Consider the following 21,996-nt stretch of genomic DNA (forward strand, 5'->3'; position numbering starts at 1 on the left):
AGCCGCAGCCACTCACCGGTAGGATGCCTCGTGGATCAGATCGTGAAAGTGGTTGCTATATAAGTTCTTTGGCGGGACTCACTCGCGGAGACCGTCGAACGCACAGGGGGTGCACGTGCACGGTACCGCAGTTCAGGGTTCACCAGAGTTGGACGGCCACGCCGACCCACTACCGCCGCCAGGCGTTGCATCGGCCAACGATCGCATCGCCTGGGTTGCGGAGGCCGCCCAGTCAGATGACCGAGCGACCGCACGACAATCAGTGAGCGACCTTACGAAGTCCTGCTTGGCAACAACCGGACGTGGAATCGACCTAACAGCGGCTGATCTGAGCGGCCTGGATCTTTCCGGATTCGATCTCCGGCGGGCGACGCTGAATCGCACCGCCCTCTACGGCACCGACCTCACCGCGGCAGATCTGACCGGTGCGTCGCTGGTGTGTGCCGGGCTGGAACGAACCAACTTCACCGACGCCACCCTGCACGGCGCCTACGTTCACGCGTTGGCCGCACAAGCAAGCGTGTTCGTCCGGGCCGACCTGACCGGGCTGATCGACGCGACAGGGGCGCTGTTCCACGGCTGCAACATGTCCGAAGCCCGGCTGGACCAGTCCGAACTGGCCGGTGTGACGTTCTACCAGTGCAATCTCGCCTCGGCGCGGGCCAAGGGAGCCGACCTGCGTGGTGCAGTCTTCAACGAATGCCGGATGGACGACGCAGACCTGTCCTCAGCGGTGGTCGGCGACTGCGCCATCACCCGCTGCGGCCTCCGTGGAATGGTTCTGGATCGTGCACGCGGACGCGGAATGGTAATCCAGCGACCAAGCGCTGCCGACACATTGCGGCTGTCGGGTGCCTGCCTTCCCAATCTCCGGTTGTCGGAAGTCCGCGCCCAAAGGATCGTGGCCACCGAACTGAGCGCCGTGGGCATCGACGTGCTCGACAGCCAGCTGGTCGACGCGAATTTCCGCGGCGCTGATCTCACCGGCGGTCGGTGGTCACACGTCTGCCTGGACCGCGCGAACTTTGCTGACGCTGCACTCGCCGACTCGTGGTGGCACCATGTCAGCGCTTGCGAAGCCACCGTCACCGAGGCAACCGGTGAGAGCATGACGGCAACCGAATGCAGTTTCGCCCGAGCCAATTTCAGCGGATTCGCCGGTCGCTACGCGACCTTCCGCAACTGCGACTTCAACGCGGCTGACCTGCAACGCGCCTACCTTTATCGGGCATCGTTCATCGGCGACCCTCCCGCGTCTGCATGTATGTCGTCTGTCAACCTCGACGGCGCGAACCTGACCCAGGCGTATCTGGCAGCTGACTTCACCGAAGCGAGCCTGCGGCATGTCACCGCAACCTACGCGAGGGTCAATCAGTCCATCTTCAGCGGAGCCGACTTGTCCGGGCTGAGCATGTTCCGAGCCAGCGCCGTGAAAACTGACTTCACGCGCGCGCAGGTCTCAGGCACCCTCGGCTTGATGTTCGCCGACCGCTGCACCGGACTCCTCGCCGCGTTGGCCGCCTCAGACGATCCTGAGAGCCTGCGACTCACCAAGTTCGTCAACGACTTCGAGGCGTTGATCGCCAGCGACACCCGGAAGTCGACATGAGCGCTACGGCTCCAGACCATCGACGCCTCAGAATAAGCCTGGTCGACCTATCGGGTGAGACCACCGTGCGATACACCCCACTCGGGGCGATGTACCTGCGAGCGGCTCTCGAATCCGACCCGACCCTGGCCGACAGCACCACCACAACTATCCACTCCTACCTGGCCGGTATAAGCCTGGCGAGAATCGCAGAACAGATCGCCGAGGCGAGTCCTGGTCTCATCGGGTTCTCCTGCCAAGGCTGGAACATCGCAATCTACCGACAGCTGATCCCCACGCTTCGACAGCTGCTGCCGAATGCGACGATCGTGCTCGGCGGAAACCACGTCACCGATCAGGGCGTGCGCTGGTTATCGCAGATCCCCGAAGTCGACATCGTTGTCAACGGCGAGGGCGAGCAAACCATCACAGACCTCGCGCACTGGCTGATCGATGAACAGCCACAGCTGGCCGACATCGCCGGAATTACCTTCCGCGATGGAGGCCAACTAACATCCAGCGCCAGCCGACCGCGGGCGCGATCGTTCGACGAGATCCCATCACCGTATCGGGCGCCATCACCCGAATTGACCACCGCCGATGTCGCGCTGTGGGAAACCAACCGCGGATGCCCCTACCACTGCTCGTTCTGCTTCTGGGGCGGCGCGGTCGGCCAGAAGCTGAGCAAGGCAGAATTGACGCGCCTGCGCCACGAGCTAACCACCATCGCCGAAGCTGGCGTACCAGCAATCTTCCTGTGCGACGCGAACTTCGGAATACTCCCACGCGACGTCCAAATCGCCGAAATGGTCGCCGAGATGCGCCAGAAATACGGCACACCGCACACACTCCACGTCAACTGGGCCAAAAACCATGCCAGCCGCGTCGAAGAGATCCTCGAAGTTCTTCACGCCGGTGGCGTGAGCACCAACGTCTACCTCGCGCTACAGACGCTCAGCCGCCAAGCCCTGACCCTGGCTGGCCGAGATGAACGCGGCAGACCAGAGATGCTCCAGCTAGCCCGCCACATCGTAGATGCGGGCGGGGAGGTCGGCGCCGAGCTCATCTTCGGGCTCCCGGGAGAAACGCTCGAAGACTTCCGAAATGCCTACGATCAACTGTATTTACAGTTCCCGAAGCTTCTGGTGCATCCGTTGTGGGTGCTTCCAAACACCACCTACGACACCAACCGTGACCAGTTCGGTCTCGTCACACTGCGCCCCGACTCGACAGTCGACTACGAGGGCGTGCTCGAACACCACACGCTGCCTCGCAAAGACAACCAAGCGGGGCTGAGCCTGCTGCTGGCCGACGAGATCCTCACCGGCACAGGGTATGCCCGAACCACGATGCGTGGCCTCGCAGTCTGGGCCGCCATGGCGCCGACCCAAACCCTCGACGAGTTCCGAGCATTCCTAGCCGGTCGCACCGATCAGATGGCCAAGCAGTTGGCCGATGCCTTCGACTACGTCGACGCGGAATGCTACTTCCACCGCCACGTGCGCAGCACGATCCGGCGAACACTGTTCACCGACCGAACGCAGTCGGCCCAGCTACTCACGGACTTCGTCACCTCAGTGGTCAACGACGCAACAGTCCGTGCCGCATGCCATGAACTGGTTCGCTACGACACCGCGTTGCTACCTCGAACTGATCTCGATGACGGCGCACCGGTCGATGAAGTACTGAGGACGACCTTCAACGTTCACGCCATAGCAACGCGATTGCTACGCACACCAACAGACACCCCTGTGCCACCCGATTCCACCACAGCAATCCGCATCCGGCATCGCGCCGGGTTCGCCCGCCACGCCAGTGACGCCATCGATCTCGCTGAGCAATGGCGCGGTCAGGTCATCGACGCAACCCCAGTCCCGTCGATCAGGAGCTCACAGTCATGACAAGTGCACAGGTCATCCGGTCTATCTCTGAGGCACGACCGGTCCTTCGCAAGCTCTGGCGCTCCGAAGCGACAGTGGGATCGATCCACACCCTCGGAGCGCTGCACTCCGCGCACGGTGAACTGATCAAGAGATCCGCAGCAGAGAACGACCAGACCATCGTGACCGTCTACCCCAACAAGATCCAACTTTTCGAAGGATGCGTCTATCAGTACGACCTCGATGCAGACATCGATCTCGCCGAACAGTGCGGCGCCACGCTCGTGATCGCGTCCACCGACGCAGAGATGTATCCCCCCGACTACACGACCTACATCGATCAGGGAGATCGTGCGCACCGCCTCAACAGCTCAATCTTCGACTACGCCTCACGCGGGCAGGTAACCGGCGCGATCCGATGGATCAGCCTGTGCCGCCCCACAGCCAGCTACTTCGGAATGAAAGACATCGAACAATCACTCCTTGTCGAGAGGGCGGTAGCCGACCTGCTTATCGACTGCGAAATCCGCCACGTCCCGTGCGTACGGGATCGACAAACGGGGATTCCCATATCCTCCAGGCTGCGGTTCCTGCCGCCAGAGCGCCTACGCGAAGTTGGCGCGGTCTACTGGGCGCTCGAATCGGGTCGTCGCGCGATACTTGCTGGCACCACCGATACCGACACTCTCCTGGCCGGGATCCGCGAGCACCTGGCAAACAACCTGTCGACCTTCGACATTGTCTATCTCACGTTGGTCGATGCCACCGATTTTCACCCCATCGAATCAGCCAGACTCCCGTTCATCCTCCACTGCGCAATTACCGATGGATCACTGACTCACTTCGATGGCCTGTGCATCCGCACCAATGACGAGCTGACCAATTCCCCAGAAGCGATCTGGCTCGAAACTTCACCGAATCGATCGACAGCACCGTAACGGCGCCAAGGAGTCTCCATGACGTTTCGCGTTCTTGTCGGCCTTCCCAGCTTCAACGAGGCAGCTACCATCGGCAAGGTTGTCAGCGACATCGACGCAGCACTGCGAACTCTGCCATTCACGGTCGAGGCGGTCCACGTCAACGCCGACAGCTCATCGGTCGATGGAACCAGCGACGCCTTCCTCTCGACCGCGACCAGCTACCCGAAAAAAGTAGTCAAGACTGGCTACTGGTCAGGACAAGGAGCCAACGGCCGAGCGATCCTGGAGACGGCGATCGACAGCGGCGCCGACGCGACGCTGATTATCGACACCGACCTCGCGGCGGTTGACCAGACATGGATTCACGGCTTGATCGCCGGCGTACACAACGGTCGAGACTTCGTCTATCCATTGCGTCCGCCGACGTGGAACGGCGGTGACCTCACCTATCAGCTGACCTACCCGCTGCTCGCCGGCGCGTCTGGGGTCGACCTTCGCGAACCGCTGTGCGGAGACCTCGCCCTGTCGGCTGCCGCGGTCCGAGACCTCCTGAGTTCCGACTGGGCCGCGGACGATCTGCGCTTCGGATTCCACGTCCTCGTCGCCGCGACGGCCGTTGTGAGCGATTGGACCGCGGTCCGGCTGGAGGTGCGCCGACGCAATCCGCTGCGTAGCTTCGGACCGCGCCCGGCCGGAGAATTCCGGATGGGCGACAAGTTCGCCGAGACCAGCGCCTCGGTCCGCCACCACGTCAGGCGCATCGCACGAAATAGCGCGCCGGTGAAGTGGAGCCCCAGCCCTGCCGAGACACCCGTTGACGCTGGGTTCGTGGTCCCCGTGCACGACCCTGATATCGAACGACTCGCGCAGACGACAGCCAAACAACTGCGTGAGGACGCCCACGACAAGCAGTTGCACTGCTTTCCACCACCATTGCACGACCACCTGGTCGATTTCGCGCTCAGCGGTGAGGCCGAGCGCGGCCTGAGCTGGCCTCTGTGGCGCGAATGCCTGCTTGCGTGGCTGACCGCAGACGATGACCAGCAGATTCCCGTGAATGTCTTCGAAACCTTGTTCCTGAGCCGTGCTGTAGGTCACCACACCGAGATCGCTGGCCGACCCGATTGGTACTCGACGGTGATCGCCCAAGGGCGGGACGTGTTCGCCCGCCGCGATCGACTGACGGCAGCCACGTAACATCCTCATAGTCAACGGGGCGCTCGGCAGTCGAGCTGGGCGCCCGCCATGCCGATGCCGAAGGAACATCTGTGAGCCGTCCGCAGGTCGTCAAGCCCGGAACGATCAGTGGCTTCCCCGAGTGGTTGCCCGAGGTCCGGATGGTCGAACTGCATTGGCTCGACATCATCAGGGCCTGCTTCGAACGCTACGGCTTCGCCTCGGTCGAGACACCCTCGGTCGAGGCGTTGGAGACCCTGCAAGCCAAGGGCGAGACCTCCCAGGAGGTCTACACCCTGAGGCGTCTGCAGGCCGACCCCAACGATTCCAGCGACGCACGGCTGGGCCTGCACTTCGACCTCACCGTCCCCTTTGCTCGTTACGTCGCCGCCAACCTGAACGACCTGGTGTTTCCGTTCAAGCGGTACCAGATCCAGCGAGCCTGGCGCGGTGAGCGGCCCCAGGAAGGCCGGTTCCGCGAGTTCACCCAGTGCGACATCGACGTCATCGGTGTCGACCGGGTGCCGCTGCACTTCGATGCCGAACTGCCGCGCATCATCATCGAAACGATGACGGCGCTGAACCTGCCGAAGTGGACCCTCTACGTCAACAACCGCAAGATTCTGCAAGGCTTCTACCAGGGCCTCGACATCGCCGACCCGGTCGCGGTCATCCAGGCTGCCGACAAGCTCGACAAGGTTGGCCCCGAAGGCGTCCGTCGAATCCTGAGTGACAAACTGGGCCTGGACGCACGTCAGGTCGGTGCCGTGCTCGATCTCGCTGCGATCCGCGGTGCTGACGCCGCGGTCCTCGACAACGTCAAGTCGCTGGGTGTGCAATCGGAGCTGCTGGCCGAGGGCCTCGATGAACTGGCATTCGTACTCGACTCCCTGTCGGATCTTCCCGAGGGCGTCATCGTCGCCGACCTGTCCATCGCACGCGGACTCGACTACTACACAGGCACGGTGTACGAGGGCAAGTTCGACGGTTGGCCCACCTATCCCAGCATCTGTTCCGGTGGCCGCTACGAGAACCTCGTCGGTTCGTTCGTCAACCGCACGCTGCCGGGTATCGGCATGTCCATCGGGCTGACGCGGATCTTCTCCAAGCTGGTCAGCGAGGGCATGCTCGACACCACCCGCAAATGTCCCACCGACGTCTTGGTCGTCGTCCCCTCCGACGAACGCTACGCCGACGCGCTGGCCACCGCGGCCCAGCTGCGTCAGCGCGGATTCAACACCGAGGTGTATCACCAGGCCGACAAGCTCGCCAAACAGCTCCGCTACGCCTCCCGCAAGGCGATCCCGTTCGTGTGGCTGCCGCCCTTCGATGACGAGGGCCGCCATGAGGTCAAAGACTTGGAGACCGGAGCGCAGGTTGCCGCCGACCCGGCCACTTGGCAGCGCTCCTGACACCACCTCGATAGGCCTCTCACTCGCCAGCCGCTAGCCGCGTCAGCTCGGTCAACAGCTTGGGGTAGTCCCACCCTGCGGCCCCCATCACCTTGGGAAAGACACTGACCACGGTCAGTCCCGGGATGGTGTTCACCTCGTTGACCAGAAGTGTGTCAGTTCGCTCGTCCAGGAACAGGTCGACACGAGCGAATACCGAGCAGCCGAGAGCTGTGAACGCGTCGATCGCCAACTGGCGAGCTTGAGCGGCCGTAGCCTGGCTGATCGGGGCCGGGCACGCGAAGAGCGGGTTGCCGAGGCGCACCTTCTCCTCGTACGTGTACAGGTCGCCGACCGGCACGCATTCCCCAGCCGGGGACACCATCAGCGGCGCCTCGTCGGCTTTCCCGACCACACCGAGCACTAACTCCCGGTGCGGAATTGCCTCCTCGACCAATGCTGCCGAGTCCCAACGAAACGCTTCCGCCAACGCTGTGCCCAACCCGTCGACGGACAGCACGCGACCAATCCCGAGGCTGGAGCCCCCACGAGCGGGTTTCACAAACCACGGCAAAGGTCCGACGATCTCGAGGATCTGATCGGCGACAGAGTGCGGCGAGCGAGCAAATCGGCTTCGTTGAACCGCCACGCCTTTGGCGGTCGGCAGGCCCGCGGCGGCCAGGACCGTCTTCGTGAGCCGCTTGTCGTAACACACTGCCGATGACGCAATGTCGCAGCCCACCAAGGTCAGGCCATGCGCGGCCAGCACCCCTTGCACCGTCCCGTCCTCAGCCCAACGGCCGTGAGACACAGGGAATCCCAATTGATAGCCCGCGAATGTTCCCGCCCCGGGCGGGCCATCGAACTCCTCGACGCTGCCCCCCGCCCCCGGGACTTCGTCATCTGGAGTCACCCCTTTGGCCAAGCGCTCAGGATCGGCCCGGCGCCACAAGCGTTCCAGCGCGCCGTCGCCCACCAGCCATCGCCCAGACTTCGTCACCCCCGCCGCAAGAACATCCCACCCGAGTGCGTCGGCGTTGGTTAGCACTGCCCGCGCGCTCCCCAAGCTCACCTCATGCTCAGGTGTGTCCCCTCCGAACACAACGACGACCTTCTTGCTCATCGAATGGCCCCCTTCTGGAGCATCAGGCAACAGCTCTTCAGATACATTGTCCCCAAACCGATTTAGAGAATCAGGACGATGACAGCCACCTCACGTCACATGGATCTCCCGCGTGGCTTCAGCGACGTGGACCCGATCGCAATGCCAGCACTGCGGCAAGCTGAGCAACACTGGTTCGCACAAAGCGCCTTGTCCGGGTTTCAACCGGTACAGGTTCCCGCAGTAGGGTTCGCTGACACATTCGTCACAGGACACAACGCCTCTGGCGATCGCATCTACCGGTTCCCCGATCGCCGGGGACGAGAACTGGCACTCGTCTCCGACAGCCTGCCCGCACTGCTGAGGCTCGCGGCCAACCGCGGCCTGCCAGAGCAGCGCCTCAGCTACAAGTGCCCCGTCTTCCGATACGAACGCAAGCCGCGTCGACACTTCCACCATCTCGGGCTGATGGAGATCACCCGAGCAACAACGGACCCCGAAAGCCAACTCTGCGCACTTCGGCGGCTCATCGAAACCATCGCAGCCTTCCTGCCACCGCATCTCACTGCGGAGTTCACGATCAGCAACCCTGGGATCTGGTATGAGCTGGTGCAGCAGTTCGTGCCTCCCAATATGGTCAGCAGCTACGTGGACAGGCTACGGCGAACACCAGCTCTTGAGCGAGGGGCCTTGCTCCGCGCTGATGGCGCCCCTGACACGGTTATAGCGGCGGCGGATTCTCTCGCGGGGAACCGCCAGTCTGGTGTGGTAGCTCAGGTTCCAGCCTCGTTCCACGCCCAGATCGACAACGCCCACCAACTCGTTGAGCAGCTTCAGCGCCACCAAGTCTCCGCCGTCTTGGACCTCAACGAACTCCATGCCAGTGAGTTCCACGACGGGCTGGCGTTCATACTGCGACACAACGCCGTCGTGCTCGGCGACGGCGGAAGCTACGGCCGTTTCGCCTCACACTTCGTCGACTCTCCAACCTCGGCGTACGCAGCCGTCGTGGGACTCGAACGGATTGCCGACCTAACCGCGTCCCTGGTTGAAACACCCCCCGCCGCGGACATCGCCGTCCTCTCCTTCCCAGATACCGAGTCCGCCGAACACGCCGATCACCTGGCTGCGACCCTCCGCAGTCGCGGAATCGCGGTGTGGGACTGCAGGCTCGTCATGCCGCTTCGCCGTCATCTCCGAGACTTCGCGGAGCTCAGCATTCCGCTGACCGTCCTGATCGGCCCGGAAGAGACACGGTCGGCCATGTACAGGGTTCGTGATCGGTCGGGAAAAGTCCACACAGTCCCGAAAGAACGGCTGCCGAGCTGGATGTTGGCACGGACACGAAAGTAGAGTTCCTAGCCTTTCGATCTCGGCCGCCCGCCCAGGTTCAGGTTGAAAGCCAGTACTGGCAGATGCCGTCGCTGGTGATGGTGTCGAGCTCGCCGCCACAGGCGGTGATAACCGCCGCGAGGCCAGGTTGTCGATCTGGCAGGTCATCCTGCCTACCGGGCGGAGGCAGGCGTCGGGGAGGCCTTCGCCGCCACATGCGGCGGCAGTGTTCGGCACGGGCGGTCACCGTGGACGACTGCATGTCGGGCGACTTGAAACTGCTTCCGTGCCAACGTCTTTACGCTTCTAATTCGTAGCATTCCAACACGCGCAACAAGAGTGCAGGACGCCAGTCCGACTCTGACGAGGGAAGAACAGGGGAATTAGTCATCGGAGCGTCGGGGGACCGGTGGCAGATGCTGGTCGTCGACCTGTCACGGCTAACGGTCGTCTTGGACTGCCATGCGCTCTAGAGATGCTGTGGCACAACGACTACCTTGGGATTGCACCCGGCCGGATCGCACTCGTCACCGCGTGGTCCCAAGTCCGCGACATCACAGACTCGATCACTGGAAGCCATGGCGCCGCATTGTGTTTGAAGCCGTGGGCCCAGTGCCGTGTGCCCGGTCCTGGCGACGTGGCCCGATCAAGTTCCCTGTTTTGCCCCTTGCGTTGGACCTTCTGGGCGAGAACGCCTTGGAGGCGGCGAGCGGGGAACAGCAATGTTCTAATCCTGCGCTATTCCCTGCGTCAGCGTTCGGCATCCCGATGGGCAGACACGCTGGTGTGATGGCTTGGCGCACATGGCCGGTCGGCTTGCCCGCTCCTCGATTGTTGCCGTGTGGTTAGGTAACTGAATGAGTTCTGGGACGGCCGTCGCCTATTCCACGGTGCGGCGGGGGCTTCGCTGCGCGCGCGTCGTGATCGTTTTCGACGGCGGGGAGAATTGGTCGTACTGGGCTCGACGGGCTCTGTACCTGGCGAGCAGGACGTGGGGAGGGGCGGGATTCGTCCTGGTGCCACACCAGGACGGGAAAGTTGCACCTGCGTTGCTGCGGGCCTGCCGGACCTATGATCCGGATTATGTCGTGACATTCCGACGGGAGCTGGTGGACTTCGAATATTTCCTTCCGGGGCATCTACAGGTGACCGTGGATGGGTCGCCGCTGACTGGCCGGGCCCGCTGGGTTGCGTTGGCGGAGGACAACGTCTGGTTGGAGACGCATACCGCCAGCGATAAACAGGCCAGGGATCAGATCGCTGCGGTGTGCTCGCCGTACAAGTACGCCAGTGCCAACGGGAGCCACGATGCTGTCCGGCAGTTCGGGCAACGGCCTGAGGATTTCCCTGACGTGAACCGCATGCCGGGTCTGGCGGTTGTAAATTGCGCGCAGTGCCCGCCGAATTGGGGTGGCCTGCTGGGGGTCGCTGTCGCGTCCCACGCGGGACTTGTCGACGCACCGAATCCGGCGGCGGTGGAACCCGACGTCGATGAGGACATGCTGCGCCGGCTGACCCACTGGTTGATGGGCTCCGGTTCACTGCCTCCCGAATCCCTGGCTCGGCTTCCACTCGACGGCGCCAGCCTTTCTGATATCGGTCGCGCATGGGACTACACCACATCCGGTTTGGCCGGTGTCGTCGAGACGCGGGACTCGTCGCAGACGGTACTGGTGGTGGTGGGTGACGCGGCCGAGGACTTCGCGCTGGCGCGTCTGTGGCAGCACACCTACATGCATGGCATCTGGTTGCCGAGCACACTCGGCGCCGACCGAGACGACCTTCCATCGGCCGTGATGACGGGCCTGATCAAGATCTTCGGTAGCGCCCGCTCTGGCCAGGGGACGGTCACCGTCACGTCCACGTCACTGCCAGCCGAGGATCTTTCCCGGGTGCTGGCGCGCTTCCGGGCGGCGGGCGGCCAGTATCCGGTCGAAGGTGCCGACGAGATCGGTCAGGCGGTGTCGGCCGAGGAGTTGGTCTGGCCGCGTCGTAATACCGTTCATCTAGGGATTCACGAGCAATTCGACGACCCGCTCAACGTCCCGACGGAAGTCGACGCCTCAGGGACGAGGACGATGCTGACACCGCTGCCGCCGCCGCTGCTGCAAGATCAACTGCTTGCCAGGCATCCCGATCTCACGTGGCATGTCGATATCACGTGGCCCGATAATCGATCGGTACTCGGGGGTGGGCTGACCGCCCGCGAATTGCTGACACCCACGAGCGGACTACCGGTGACGCTGGCCCGCAGCAGCCGATACGGAACGTCGTACCCGTCGAAACGTTACGACCTCGTCCTCAGCGGAATCCCCGCGGTCAACGCGCTGCCGCGACCCAAACTTCGCAATCTCAGCCTCGCCGATTGGGTGGACGCGAAGCTGGCCCAGCACGACCTCACCAGCCGACTGAGCTCGGCGGGGCACAAGACTGCCCAACTGGCGCGGATGTTCGCAGATCGACACGCGGTCATGGATCTGTTCGCCGGCCCGCTGCTGCCGGCGCTGCGCAAAATGGATGCCGAAGGCAAGAGCTCGAAAATCTGCTACCCGCAGGAGGAAGGAGTGCGGATCCGAGCCCACTACGGCGTCCTCAACTTTTCCGCTTTCACCGCAGCATCCCCAGAATCCAGCGAGGAACAGGTCCGACGAGATCTGGACAAAGCGCTGCGAGCGGGAGTCATCCGCCGAGGGCTCGTACTCAGGTGCAGTGTCTGTACCGAGGTCCAGTTCCAGCCAATCGACCGGATCGGACAGCGCTGGACGTGCGAACGGTGCGACTCCGGCAACGACCTCGACCAACCAGCCTGGAACCGGCCACTGCAGGAACCACGCTGGTTCTACGACCTGCATCCCGTCGGAAGGCAACTGCTCAACGACCACGGCGAGGTTCCCATCGCCCTCGCTGCCCATCTCGCCCGCACAGGTGGCGCGCAGTCGGCCTACCAGGACCTCGCCGAAATCGAGTTGGTACGCGACGGCAAAGCGAAAGTGGAGTTGGATCTGATCGCCTACCGTGACGGTGTCCTGGTCATCGGTGAAGCCAAAAGTGCCGCTCAACTGAGCAGGAAGAGCAAAAAAGAACGCGCACAGGAGATCCGGAAGAAGTGCCAGGCTGCGGTGTGGCTTGAAGCGGACGAACTCGTTTTCGCGACATCCGCGGCGAAATGGACACCAGGCACCGAAGCTGACATCCGCGAAGTGGCCGCCGAATTCGACTGGCCGCACATCGGACCGCCCGTGATTCGCATGCTGGCCGGGCTGGACTTCCCTGGCCCGGCCACCTCGAAAGTTCTTTCCTTGTAGGAAGATTCGCGGGGCTGCGTCAGCCGGGAACCGCGTAGCTGATACAAGCGTATAGGGCCGCCAGCTGACCGCGACCCGGTGCCTGGAGGAGCCCGAACCGCTGTGGTGCGCGATTATGCCCACGATTGTAAGGATCCATCGCGCCGACGCGCACCAGTCCGGCGGAGCCCTGGGATTCCCGCCATGCTCGAACCAGGCCACCTGGTAGGTCGTCGACGGACGTGCCCTCTGACCGGATTCGTACCCATGGCCCGGCAGCTGGGCCATGGGTGACCTGGCTAGAGGGCTGGGCCCGCCGGGCCGCGGGAAGTCACTCCCGACAGCCACTTCGCGACACGTCCGGCCCGCTCGTTACGCCTGAATCAAGGCGTATGTCGCCGATCTGCTTGTAGGGCAGCAGCTTCCATGACGGCAGCGACAACCGATGCCGGGCTGCGGGGCTGATCCGGCGGTTGGCCCGGCAGAGGATAGCGAGGGGCCGACGACAGTGGATGTCGGCATCGATGGTGGCGGCTGCTGAACGAGCGTGTCGATCAGGAGCGCCAGCTTCGGTGGCAGGCACCACGTCTACGCGTCGGGTTTGCGACCGAGGATGTAGTAGTGCGCGATCGACTCCCGCAAATATCCGGACGGCTCGCACTCCCGCAGCTGCGCTCGCAGATCCCTTTCAAATCCCTCCGTGAGTGAGGGACTCTCGCGGATCGGGGCAGTGTACGAGGTCGACCACATGAATCCGATGAACTCGTCCATCGTCCACGTGTGCGGTGTCGCGAACCGGTACTCGGCGACGTCGACGAACCCTGCCTCGCGCAAAATATCTTCATGGGTGCGTTGGGCCGGGTCGCCGCTGGCCGCCGTCGCTGACGACGCACCCGCTTGGCGTCCCGATTCGCCGGACCACCGGGCCACGACGTCGACGGTGACCGCCTGCCACGACTCGGTTCCACTCCACGGTGTGCTGCTGCCGAAAATCGCGAGGCAGCTACCAGGTGCCAGCCACTGGCTGGCGCGTTCGGCGATCAGCGGTCGGTCCAGGCGATGGAAGGCGTTGCCGATCGTAACCAGTTGCGCCGGTTCGGTGACTGCCAAGTCCTCTGCCCGGCCGATGCTCCAGGCGATGTTGTCCGCACCGACCTCTACGGCCTTGGTGCGCCCCACTTCGATCATGTCCGGTTCGAGGTCAACAGCTTGGACGTGGGTGAACCGCTCGTGCAGCGGTATCGCGATCTCTCCCGTGCCGCAGGCGAGGTCAACTAGAAGACCACCCCCGCCCGACCGGCTGAGTAGGTCCTCGAACAGGGGCTGAGGGTAGGCCGGGCGGTACCGGCTGTAGTACTCCGCCGTCCCGCGAAATAGATCCTCGCGGTAACCGGGCTGCACAGGCCAGCTCGGCGGAGTCGACGCAGACGACGAGGTCTCGGTCATGTCGTCATCGTTCCTTACTCTCGCGATCCGACGAAACTTCCGATGCCGGGGCTGTCGCTGCTCGGATTTTCACATCATTGGGGGTATTCACCGCCGGTCTGTTCGGAGTCTGCCCGGGCGGGCGGTTCCTGTAGTCATGAAACAAGGTCGGGACGGTCGAATTGGCGCCGGTAGGCGGTGAACCCTTCGCCGCACGCGAGCACCTTGAGCTTTCCGACTGCGACGGAGTCAGCGGTCCAGCTGCGTTCCACGGCTGCGGTGTCGCGGAGCCGTTTCTGGATCCGGGCCGTCATCGGCCGACGTACCAGCATCGGCTGTTGTCGTTGCCGTTTCACCCCACGATGAACGAGGTCGATGTCACCACCGTCGTCGACGCGCTGGCCGCCGCGCTCGCCCCTTGCGGCTAGCTGATCGGTTCGCGCGCGGCGACGGCGCGCACCAGCGCGGCCAGCCGCGCTCCAGCATCTGGGCGCCCGAGCTCGCGGGCGGCCTTGCCCAGCTGGGCGCGGGCGTCCGGATCGGCCAGCAGTCTGCCGACCGCCGCGCTGACGGTCTGCCCGGTCACCGTGTCCGACACCGTGATCGCGGCCCCGGCCTGCTCGAGCAGCCGCGCCGCGCGCGCCTGCTCGCCACCGGCCGAGGACGCCAGCGGGATCAGCACCGCAGGCTTGCCCAGCGCGGTCAGCTCGGCGATCGTGCCGGCCCCGGCACGGCAAACCACGACCTCGGCCAACGCCAGCGCATCGGCCATCGCAGAGCCGTCGACGAAGTCGATGACGCTGTAGTGCCCAGCCAGCTCGCCGGGCAGCGCCGCCGCCGCGTCTTGCAACGCCGACAGATCTGCGGCACCGGCCTGGTGGATCACGTTGGCCTGGGCCAGCAGTGCCTCGAGCGTTTCGGCGATGGCGGTGTTGATCTGGTGGGCACCTTGCGCGCCGCCGGTGACCAGCACGGTCGGCAGCCGGTGGTCGAACCCGCGGTCGAACCGCTCCAGCGCAGCAGGGCCGCTGCCGGCGAGCACGGACTCGCGGACCGGGTTGCCGGTGACCACCGCGCGCACGGCGGCGCGCGGCGGCAGCACCGCGATGGTCGCCTCCGATGTCACCGCCACCGCGGTCGCGGCCCGCGCCAGCACTCTGTTGGCCAGACCGAGCCCGATGGTCTGCTCGTGGGTGACCAGCGGAATGCGCAGGAGGCCAGCGGCCACGCCGACCGGGACGGCGACGTATCCGCCGGTGGTCAACACGGCGTCGGGGGCGAAGGCGCGCAGCCACTGAACGGCCTGGGCTACCCCGACCGGCACGCGCGCCATGTCGGTGACGTTGGCGCGGTTGAGCATCCGCAGCGGGTTCCGTTCACGACGCAGCTTGCCCACAGCGACCGGAGTGAAGTCGATGTCGTCGGCGGCCGCGGTCCGCTGCTCGAGCGAGTCCGCCTGCCCGAGCCACAGCACCTGCGCCGGGTCGTCCCCAGTGCGCAGGTCGCGTGCCACAGCAAGCGCGGGAAACACATGCCCACCAGTACCACCACCCGCGATCGCTACCCGCACGACACCCGCCTTCCCTGTCCGGCCAACAACGCGCACGAGTCTGCCACCACTGCATGTTCCTGCGAGCGGCTGTGCGGGTCGACGCCGGGGCTGGCGAGCAGAGACCAGTCCGAAATGCTCGGCGAACAGGCATGGCGCGATTCCAGACTCGGCGCCCCGACCGACGTCGACGAACTCCAACGCCGAATCACACCGCTCGAGCAACAAGCAGTCGAACTCCACCGACCCCGCCGAAGCCGCTCAGGCCATCGCCGCAGAAGTCGCACCGGCCCTCTGACCGAAACCGGCCGATCGTCTAGTGCTGTCGACGATCGCCCCGGCTTCGATAGCGCTGCCCGGCTTCAGTCCTGGGCGCCGACGATCGGAAGCTACGAGACGGCGTTGGGGCGGAAACTCTGCCGCTCGGGCGTCAAATCTGAGTGCTGATCGAGGCTCATCATCGTGACGCCGACCAGGTCTGCGTCCCCGTCGTCCTGGGCCGCGACAGAACTCCCGCAGACACCGCAGAAGCCACGCTGGGAATCGGGAAAAGTGTTGTACCAGACCGGTTCTCCGCCCGGCCCTGTTCACTTGAACCCGGCACGCGGGAAGTCGACCCACGACATCACTGGCCCGCCGGACAACTTCTGGCAGTGCGGACAAGAACAGTTTCCCTGTCAAGTTCTTCAGTTCAGTTTCCGCCGGTGCTGCTGACTGACCCGGTCCGAGGTGAAACGTCGGATCTCGTCGAGCTGCGTATGCTGTGGCCATCTCAGCAACGTCTGTCGGTCGGGGCGAGGAGACTGTCGGTATGCCAATGGTGTCGCATTGCGCCGATCCACCGGCGAGGAAAGCCGAGCGCGAACAACAGGGTGTTCCACGCGAGACGTGGGGGAGGATGTTAATGGATCTGAGCGCTTTGCGGGCGGCGCTGGAGACACCGGTCATGGCTTTGGGCGACACGCACAAGACGATGACGCAGGAATACCAGAGGCTGGGGCTGACAGAGCCACCGCTGCGGCCTACGGAGGAAGGGCGTTCCAAGGCGCAGCGGGCTGAGGCGGTATGGAAGTCTCTGCGCGATGACGAACTTGAGCATCTTGCTGAGCAGCTATTGGCCGACGGAACACTGACGGCTAGGCAGCGGAATGAGATCGAAGACATCCTGTGGTCCGATGTCCCGGTGGTCGGCATTCCGAAACGGGTGCGACGTGAGATCGCTGCGGACCTCGTGCTCGAAGATCTGACCAGGGTGGCGCGAGAGCGGTTCGACGCGATGCTGGAACGGTTGTGGGACCTTGGCCCGCCCGAATTGTTCGGGGGCATCTTCGGCGATAGCCCGCGCTTCGGGGCACCGACATTGCGCCAGCAGATCCTCCAGCATGTTCACCGCAACCCTGAGGACTGGACCGGCGAGGAGTTGTTCGACAAGCTCGGAGCGATCGACGCTCCGGACCGCAGATTCAACCTCTTCCTTGAGGCATTGGTGTCCCACCACGTGGTTCCCAAAGTGCCGTTGCAAAGGGCCACCGTCGAGGTCATCAACCGCCACCTGCGTGGAGAACGCCTCGAATTGCGGGAAATCGGTTCCGAGGATGGATATCCAGTCTTCGAGGTTATGGCGATGGTCGATGGCCCGCCGTCGAAGCCGAAGAACATCATCTTCGCCTCCACGGCTAAGCCGGATCTGCGGCTGGTGAATGCGCTGGACAACCATCTCGAACTCATGAACGAGGACGATGTCCTGGTCTACGACGAGCCGATCCCGCGGCATGGGCTGCGCTGGAGCGATCTTCAAACCTGGTGGCAGCGCAACCATCTCGATCAAGATGGTGATCAAGCGAAGCGCCAGCTGTACAACAGGCTATTGCGATGCCTGCCCGAGAACTCGCCAGCACAGCAGAACCTGTTCAAGTTGTACTACGAAATTCACCGTGAATCGGCCTACAACCTTCCCGCTCTCCTCCCTGAGATCTGGTTGTATTGGGATCCGAAGACAGCGAAACAACGCGGACAGGACGCGCTCCTCAAATTCCGGATGGATTTCCTTCTCCTGCTGCCCGACCGTCGCATCGTCCTTGAGGTCGATGGCGCAAACCACTACACGGACTACGCCGGTAGGCCGAGCCCCCAGGAGTATGCGAAGAACGCGAAAGCCGACCGAATCATGAAATTGAGCGGCTACGACGTATTCCGGTTCGGGGGCGCCGAACTGTGCGAAGTTCAGCGAGCCAAAATTGAACTCACAGTGTTCTTTCGGGAACTCTTCGCGAAGTACGAGATTTCGTCGGAATCGTGAGTATCGGCAAGCGAGTTCGGTTCAGTGCCCGTTCGATCTCAGTAGGTCGGCCAGCAACTGTTCCCCATCTCGTTCGAACACGTTGATTCGGATTCGACGGCCACCGCCGACGCAGGATGCGCTCGACGGCGCCCTTGAGTGCGCGGACCGCCGCAGCGACCGCACCTCCCCGGCCCCCGACAAACCACCCAAGTGGTTAGCCTGCCTAAATCGGCTATTCCGACTTCGCTCGCATGACAGTAGGTGGACGACATGCCCGCGGATGCCCCACGATCTTGGCAACTTCGATGAGTTTCGACCGGGCGCGCGACCCCTTGGCAGCCTTCTCCGATCTTCCGGTACGCCTTTGAGCTGACAGGAGTGGCGTCGCGGCCCCGCTTGTGCTTCATCTCCACGGGTACTGGTGACCGACCTACGAGTATCGAAGCGTTTCACGACGCAACGCGCGGGAATCGACCTCACCGGTGTCGAGCTCTACATCCTCAAAGAACTCGATGAGGTCCGCTACCTTGACTTCCAAGACGCAGTCGCGGTCACCCCCTCCGAACTCGGAGGCGCGCAAACAGATTCGGACCCGCAGCATTCGCTGACGAAGAGACCTTGGTCGCGACGATCGCCCACGAAATGGCCCACGTCCGCCAGCTTCGCGATGGCCGCGAACTCGGCACGAGCACCATCCGTGGACTCTTACGCGGCCGAAGCACCCGCACTCGCCCGATTCCGAGGAGTACAGCCATGACCCAGGTCGACTTCACTGTCACCGACATCTTCGACATCCCCGGACGCGGCGGCCTGCTCGTCGCCGGGCGACTGCGCTCCGGGGAGATCGCCACCGGCGACGTTCTTTACGACTCCGCCAGCGGAGCATCTATCCACGTCATTGGAGTCGAGTTCCGCGGCGGCCGCAACCCCGACGAATTCACCCTGGTCGTGGACCGCCGCGACACCGCCCACATCAGCATCGGCCAGCGCATCGTCACATCGACCGATCCGGCAGACCACACCGAGGAAAGCCGATGACCGACCTGCACCAGTGGGAGGACCAACTCCAACGCGACCTCGCGGAAATCGGCCGCAACGGTCAACAGCTAATGAAAACCGTCGCGGCGATTCGCGGGCGTTGCGAAGCCCGCGGCGTGTGCATAATGCGGCGATCGCGGCAGGTGCCGATGCGAGCCATGAAGTCCGCAGGGGGCCGTTGCAGGGGAAGTACTTTGCCGTTGAAGTGGACGATCGCGCCGACGCGCTGCTGCACCCCGTCGCCTTCGGCATTCAGGGCGAGGCTGTCGAGTAGTGCGTTGTCGATCTGGTTCACCACAGTCCTCCTTCGGGTTTGAGCGGTGATACGAATCCGGCTGGCGCGGCGGTGCGCAGGATGCCGTCGAAATCCAGACCGCTGTCATCGACTAGACGGCGCAGCAGCTGCCAGGCCGCCCAGGTGTCGTAGGCGGCGCGGTGGTAGCCCTGATCGGCCAGCGCGGCGGTGTCGAGCGCGGTGTGATCGATCAGCTTGTCCAAGCCGTAGCCGGGCAAGCCCGGCCACACCGCTTTGGCCAGCCGTAGGGTATCGAGCACGATCGGCGGCGCCCAGCCGGGCAGATGCGCGGACAGCACCTTGTGTTCGACCGTTGCGTTGTGCGCGATCAAGATCCGCTCGTCGAGCATGGCGCGGATGTTGGGCGCAACTTGCGACCAAGCCGGACATTCAGCGACGTCGGCGTTGGTGATGCCGTGAACCTTGCGGGTGACGATCGGGGTGATCGGTGTCTTCGGTCGGATCAGCCAGGAGCGCATTTCGCTCGCCGCGACGGTGCGGGCGGTGATGGGGAGAATGGCGATCTCGATGATTTCCGGTGGAGTCGTGCCGTTGCCTTCGACGTCGACGACTGCGAGGGCTTTGCCGGTGAGCGCGGGCGGGACTGGGGTGGTCACAACGTCTCCTTGATCGTGGACGTAGCCGAGGTCCGAGGGCAGGTTGTCCTAGCGGCTAGTCGTGGGTCCGGCCGTAACTCACCGAGCGCGCGCCTGTGGTGATGATGGCCTTGACTGCGCGCGGGCCTAGGTCGACGGCCGAAAGCAGCTGTTGGGAGCCGATCAAGCTCCAGATGCGGCTCCTGGCTGCGGTGTCGGCCGTCATCGCGTGCTCGCGCCGATAGTACGGCTGGCGGTTCAACGCCATGAAGTGAATGGCCGGTGTTTATGCCCCCTCGCGCAGCGCGAAGACGACTTGTCGCGGTCGATGCCGAGCTGATCAAGGTCGAGATAGTCGATGTCGAGGCGACGGGCGTGGGCACACCGACGCGGTGCTGCAGCGGCCGCACGGCGGGCGCCTCACGGTTCGTCGTCGAGCAGGTCGGAGAAGACGGCGCGGATGTCGGGTTTGTTGGCGATCATGCGGATGTAGGACAGGGGTGTGGTGCCGCGAGCGTTGGCCAGCAGCGGGTCTGCGCCGCGGTCGCGCAACAGCTGGATGACCGCCGCAGTGCTCCATGGGCTGCGCAACGCGTAGAACAGTGGCGTATCGCCCTGGTTGTCTTGGGCGTTGACCTCGGCGTCGGCATCGAGCAGTACGCGTGCAGTGTCGAGGCCGTGGTATTGGGCGGCGCCGTGCAGGGGTGTGACTCCGTCGTTGTCGCGGTCGTTGGGGTCCAGGCCGGAGGCGAGGAGTTCGGCGACGCGGGTGTGGTTGTCGCCTTCGGTGTCGGCGGCGGCGTAGTGCAGGTCGGTGCGGCCTTCGCGGTCGCGGTAGACGGCGGGTTGCTTCTTTTTCCACATCGGCGGTGGTCCTCCTCATATCGCGGGGCTTCGAACAGGTGGCAGGAGTTGCCGGTGATCCGCCGCCCGGCGAGCATCAGGTTGGGAGCCAGTACTGGCAGATGCCGTCGCTGGTGATGGTGTCGAGTTCGCCGCCACAGGCGGTGATAACCCGACGGGAGGCCAGGTTGTCGGTCCGGCAGGTCATCCTGGCGTGCAGGATGCCGAGATCCTTTGCCAGCGGCAGCGTCTGACGCAATATCTCGGTCGCGATACCTTGCCCGCGTCTGTCGGGGACGACGACGTAGCCGATATGGCCGCCCCAGTGCATCAATTTGTCGGTGAGCAGATGGCGGATGTCGCTGCTGCCGATGATCTGCCCGGTGGTGTCCTCGGCCATCAGGAAGGTGCTCGGCACCGCATCGGGCTCGAGGTCGATGCCGCGGCGAGTCCTGTCGAGCCGATCGAGATAGGCAGCCCACGGTCCGCTGTAGTCCTTGGCGAAGGTGAAGCCATCGGCATGCAGACGGCGGCGGACCGACAGGAACTGCTGCTCGTCGCCGGGCCCGAGCAACCGCAGCCGGACATCAGCCTGGTTGCTGGTACCCGAGGTCAGCGGCAGCGACATCTCGACGATCTCGGTGACATCAGGATTGTCCAATGCCGGTTTGCGCCAGCCATTTTCGATGAATCCAAGCCGCGTGTATAGCGCGCGAGCAGGGTCGTTGTCCTCGACTACCCACAGTTGAAGCCGGTGATGTCCGGCTGCCCGTGCCCAGTCGACGACTGCGCCGACAAGCGCATCGGAGACGCCGGTGCCGCGGGCGTTCGGATGGACCCACATCGACACCAGCGAGGGCTGTCCGTCGTCGAGAAACCCACCGGCCGAACCGACCGGCGCATCGTCCGCCCATGCGACGAACAACACCCGCTGGGCCATCCAGACCCGCCACTGCACCTCACTCCACGCCGAGGCGATCTCGAACCCCGAACCGAAGACACCGTCACGGGCTTCCCGCAACGCTTCCAAACGTATAGCCCGCACGACCTGCCAATCGTCGGCAGCCACCCTCCATACGCTCATCACCTGAGCCTGGCTAGCGAGGGTCAGCAGCGCAACGCATTATCCTCTTAGCGGGTGGCCAGTTGGCGGCGAGGGTTGGATCGACGACTCGCCTGAGGGGTCAGGTGGCATCGGCCCGGACCGCATAAACGAATGGCACCGGCACTGACTTCCGGATGGCGCTGGACCAACCACCCAGCTCAGCGGCTGTACGAGCGCCTGGGTTTCACTGC

General features: G+C 64.1%; 17 protein-coding genes and 1 pseudogene. 9 read left to right on the forward strand and 9 right to left on the reverse strand.

The genetic code is table 11. The features are described from left to right. Window positions 1-286: 286 nt before the first annotated feature. From ABZV58_RS28860 to hisS, 5 genes are all read left to right on the forward strand, one after another. Entirely contained in the window at window positions 287-1,609 is a 1,323-nt protein-coding gene (locus ABZV58_RS28860; protein ID WP_355003324.1) for a pentapeptide repeat-containing protein, read from the forward strand. Further along, window positions 1,606-3,489, forward strand: a complete 1,884-nt coding sequence (locus ABZV58_RS28865; protein ID WP_355003325.1) for a cobalamin-dependent protein — start codon at window positions 1,606-1,608, stop codon at window positions 3,487-3,489. The genes ABZV58_RS28860 and ABZV58_RS28865 overlap by 4 nt, the downstream gene beginning before the upstream one ends. Then, entirely contained in the window at window positions 3,486-4,406 is a 921-nt protein-coding gene (locus ABZV58_RS28870; RefSeq protein WP_355003326.1) for a pantoate--beta-alanine ligase, read from the forward strand. Before ABZV58_RS28865 ends, ABZV58_RS28870 begins: the two co-directional genes overlap by 4 nt. Before the next feature lie 18 nt (window positions 4,407-4,424). Then, window positions 4,425-5,585, forward strand: coding sequence for a hypothetical protein (locus tag ABZV58_RS28875; protein ID WP_355003327.1), 1,161 nt, complete (start codon window positions 4,425-4,427; stop codon window positions 5,583-5,585). A 71-nt stretch (window positions 5,586-5,656) separates the two neighbouring features. Next, the gene (gene hisS / locus ABZV58_RS28880) at window positions 5,657-6,976 is read left to right on the forward strand and encodes a histidine--tRNA ligase (RefSeq protein WP_355003328.1); all 1,320 of its coding nucleotides are present in this window, start codon (window positions 5,657-5,659) and stop codon (window positions 6,974-6,976) included. Window positions 6,977-6,995: 19 nt separating this feature from the next. On the opposite strand, the gene ABZV58_RS28885 is transcribed toward hisS, so the two are convergent. Continuing rightward, a complete protein-coding gene (locus ABZV58_RS28885) occupies window positions 6,996-8,078 on the reverse strand; it encodes a D-alanine--D-alanine ligase family protein (RefSeq protein ID WP_355003329.1) in 1,083 nt (360 codons plus the stop codon). A 78-nt stretch (window positions 8,079-8,156) separates the two neighbouring features. Here ABZV58_RS28885 and ABZV58_RS28890 point away from each other — a divergent pair, with 78 nt between their 5' ends. Further along, entirely contained in the window at window positions 8,157-9,410 is a 1,254-nt protein-coding gene (locus ABZV58_RS28890) for an ATP phosphoribosyltransferase regulatory subunit (RefSeq protein WP_355003330.1), read from the forward strand. Window positions 9,411-10,246: 836 nt separating this feature from the next. Beyond that, window positions 10,247-12,694 (forward strand): hypothetical protein, encoded by a 2,448-nt coding sequence (locus tag ABZV58_RS28895; RefSeq protein ID WP_355003331.1) that lies wholly within the window; start codon window positions 10,247-10,249, stop codon window positions 12,692-12,694. A 567-nt stretch (window positions 12,695-13,261) separates the two neighbouring features. On the opposite strand, the gene ABZV58_RS28900 is transcribed toward ABZV58_RS28895, so the two are convergent. The 3 genes and pseudogenes from ABZV58_RS28900 to ABZV58_RS28910 form a co-directional block, all read right to left on the reverse strand. Further along, a complete protein-coding gene (locus ABZV58_RS28900; protein ID WP_355003332.1) occupies window positions 13,262-14,119 on the reverse strand; it encodes a methyltransferase domain-containing protein in 858 nt (285 codons plus the stop codon). Between the two features lie 403 nt (window positions 14,120-14,522). Further along, window positions 14,523-15,668: an undecaprenyldiphospho-muramoylpentapeptide beta-N-acetylglucosaminyltransferase gene (gene murG, locus ABZV58_RS28905; RefSeq protein ID WP_355003333.1), complete on the reverse strand. Its 1,146-nt coding sequence runs from the start codon at window positions 15,666-15,668 to the stop codon at window positions 14,523-14,525. Window positions 15,669-16,036: 368 nt separating this feature from the next. Beyond that, window positions 16,037-16,177 (reverse strand): annotated as a pseudogene (locus ABZV58_RS28910) (GFA family protein); the annotation flags it as partial. 374 nt (window positions 16,178-16,551) lie between these two features. Between ABZV58_RS28910 and ABZV58_RS28915 the strand changes: the two are divergent. Then, complete coding sequence (locus ABZV58_RS28915) at window positions 16,552-17,946, forward strand: hypothetical protein (RefSeq protein ID WP_355003334.1); 1,395 nt, start codon at window positions 16,552-16,554, stop codon at window positions 17,944-17,946. Window positions 17,947-18,681: 735 nt separating this feature from the next. After that, entirely contained in the window at window positions 18,682-18,966 is a 285-nt protein-coding gene (locus tag ABZV58_RS28920; RefSeq protein ID WP_355003335.1) for a hypothetical protein, read from the forward strand. Between the two features lie 61 nt (window positions 18,967-19,027). On the opposite strand, the gene ABZV58_RS28925 is transcribed toward ABZV58_RS28920, so the two are convergent. The 5 genes from ABZV58_RS28925 to ABZV58_RS28945 form a co-directional block, all read right to left on the reverse strand. After that, complete coding sequence (locus ABZV58_RS28925; RefSeq protein ID WP_355003336.1) at window positions 19,028-19,261, reverse strand: hypothetical protein; 234 nt, start codon at window positions 19,259-19,261, stop codon at window positions 19,028-19,030. Beyond that, window positions 19,258-19,878 (reverse strand): 3'-5' exonuclease, encoded by a 621-nt coding sequence (locus ABZV58_RS28930; protein WP_355003337.1) that lies wholly within the window; start codon window positions 19,876-19,878, stop codon window positions 19,258-19,260. The genes ABZV58_RS28925 and ABZV58_RS28930 overlap by 4 nt, the downstream gene beginning before the upstream one ends. Window positions 19,879-19,933: 55 nt before the next feature. Then, on the reverse strand, window positions 19,934-20,125 hold the full coding sequence (locus ABZV58_RS28935; protein WP_355003338.1) for a hypothetical protein: 192 nt from the start codon (window positions 20,123-20,125) through the stop codon (window positions 19,934-19,936). A 152-nt stretch (window positions 20,126-20,277) separates the two neighbouring features. Continuing rightward, on the reverse strand, window positions 20,278-20,721 hold the full coding sequence (locus ABZV58_RS28940; protein ID WP_355003339.1) for an ankyrin repeat domain-containing protein: 444 nt from the start codon (window positions 20,719-20,721) through the stop codon (window positions 20,278-20,280). A gap of 76 nt (window positions 20,722-20,797) precedes the next feature. After that, on the reverse strand, window positions 20,798-21,769 hold the full coding sequence (locus ABZV58_RS28945; RefSeq protein WP_355003340.1) for a GNAT family N-acetyltransferase: 972 nt from the start codon (window positions 21,767-21,769) through the stop codon (window positions 20,798-20,800). Window positions 21,770-21,996: the final 227 nt, after the last annotated feature.

The sequence above is a fragment of the Nocardia sp. NPDC004654 genome (genome assembly GCF_040609595.1).
In the GTDB taxonomy this organism is placed as follows: domain Bacteria; phylum Actinomycetota; class Actinomycetes; order Mycobacteriales; family Mycobacteriaceae; genus Nocardia.

What these genes read in the sequence shown, in the direction of transcription:
- ABZV58_RS28865 (WP_355003325.1), top strand. Translation starts at nt 1,606, where the DNA reads ATGAGCGCTACGGCTCCAGACCATCGACGCCTCAGAATAAGCCTGGTC.
- ABZV58_RS28870 (WP_355003326.1), top strand. Translation starts at nt 3,486, where the DNA reads ATGACAAGTGCACAGGTCATCCGGTCTATCTCTGAGGCACGACCGGTC.
- ABZV58_RS28875 (WP_355003327.1), top strand. Translation starts at nt 4,425, where the DNA reads ATGACGTTTCGCGTTCTTGTCGGCCTTCCCAGCTTCAACGAGGCAGCT.
- ABZV58_RS28885 (WP_355003329.1), bottom strand. Translation starts at nt 8,078, where the DNA reads ATGAGCAAGAAGGTCGTCGTTGTGTTCGGAGGGGACACACCTGAGCAT.
- ABZV58_RS28890 (WP_355003330.1), top strand. Translation starts at nt 8,157, where the DNA reads ATGACAGCCACCTCACGTCACATGGATCTCCCGCGTGGCTTCAGCGAC.
- ABZV58_RS28895 (WP_355003331.1), top strand. Translation starts at nt 10,247, where the DNA reads ATGAGTTCTGGGACGGCCGTCGCCTATTCCACGGTGCGGCGGGGGCTT.
- ABZV58_RS28900 (WP_355003332.1), bottom strand. Translation starts at nt 14,119, where the DNA reads ATGACCGAGACCTCGTCGTCTGCGTCGACTCCGCCGAGCTGGCCTGTG.
- ABZV58_RS28915 (WP_355003334.1), top strand. Translation starts at nt 16,552, where the DNA reads ATGGATCTGAGCGCTTTGCGGGCGGCGCTGGAGACACCGGTCATGGCT.
- ABZV58_RS28920 (WP_355003335.1), top strand. Translation starts at nt 18,682, where the DNA reads ATGACCCAGGTCGACTTCACTGTCACCGACATCTTCGACATCCCCGGA.
- ABZV58_RS28935 (WP_355003338.1), bottom strand. Translation starts at nt 20,125, where the DNA reads ATGGCGTTGAACCGCCAGCCGTACTATCGGCGCGAGCACGCGATGACG.
- ABZV58_RS28940 (WP_355003339.1), bottom strand. Translation starts at nt 20,721, where the DNA reads ATGTGGAAAAAGAAGCAACCCGCCGTCTACCGCGACCGCGAAGGCCGC.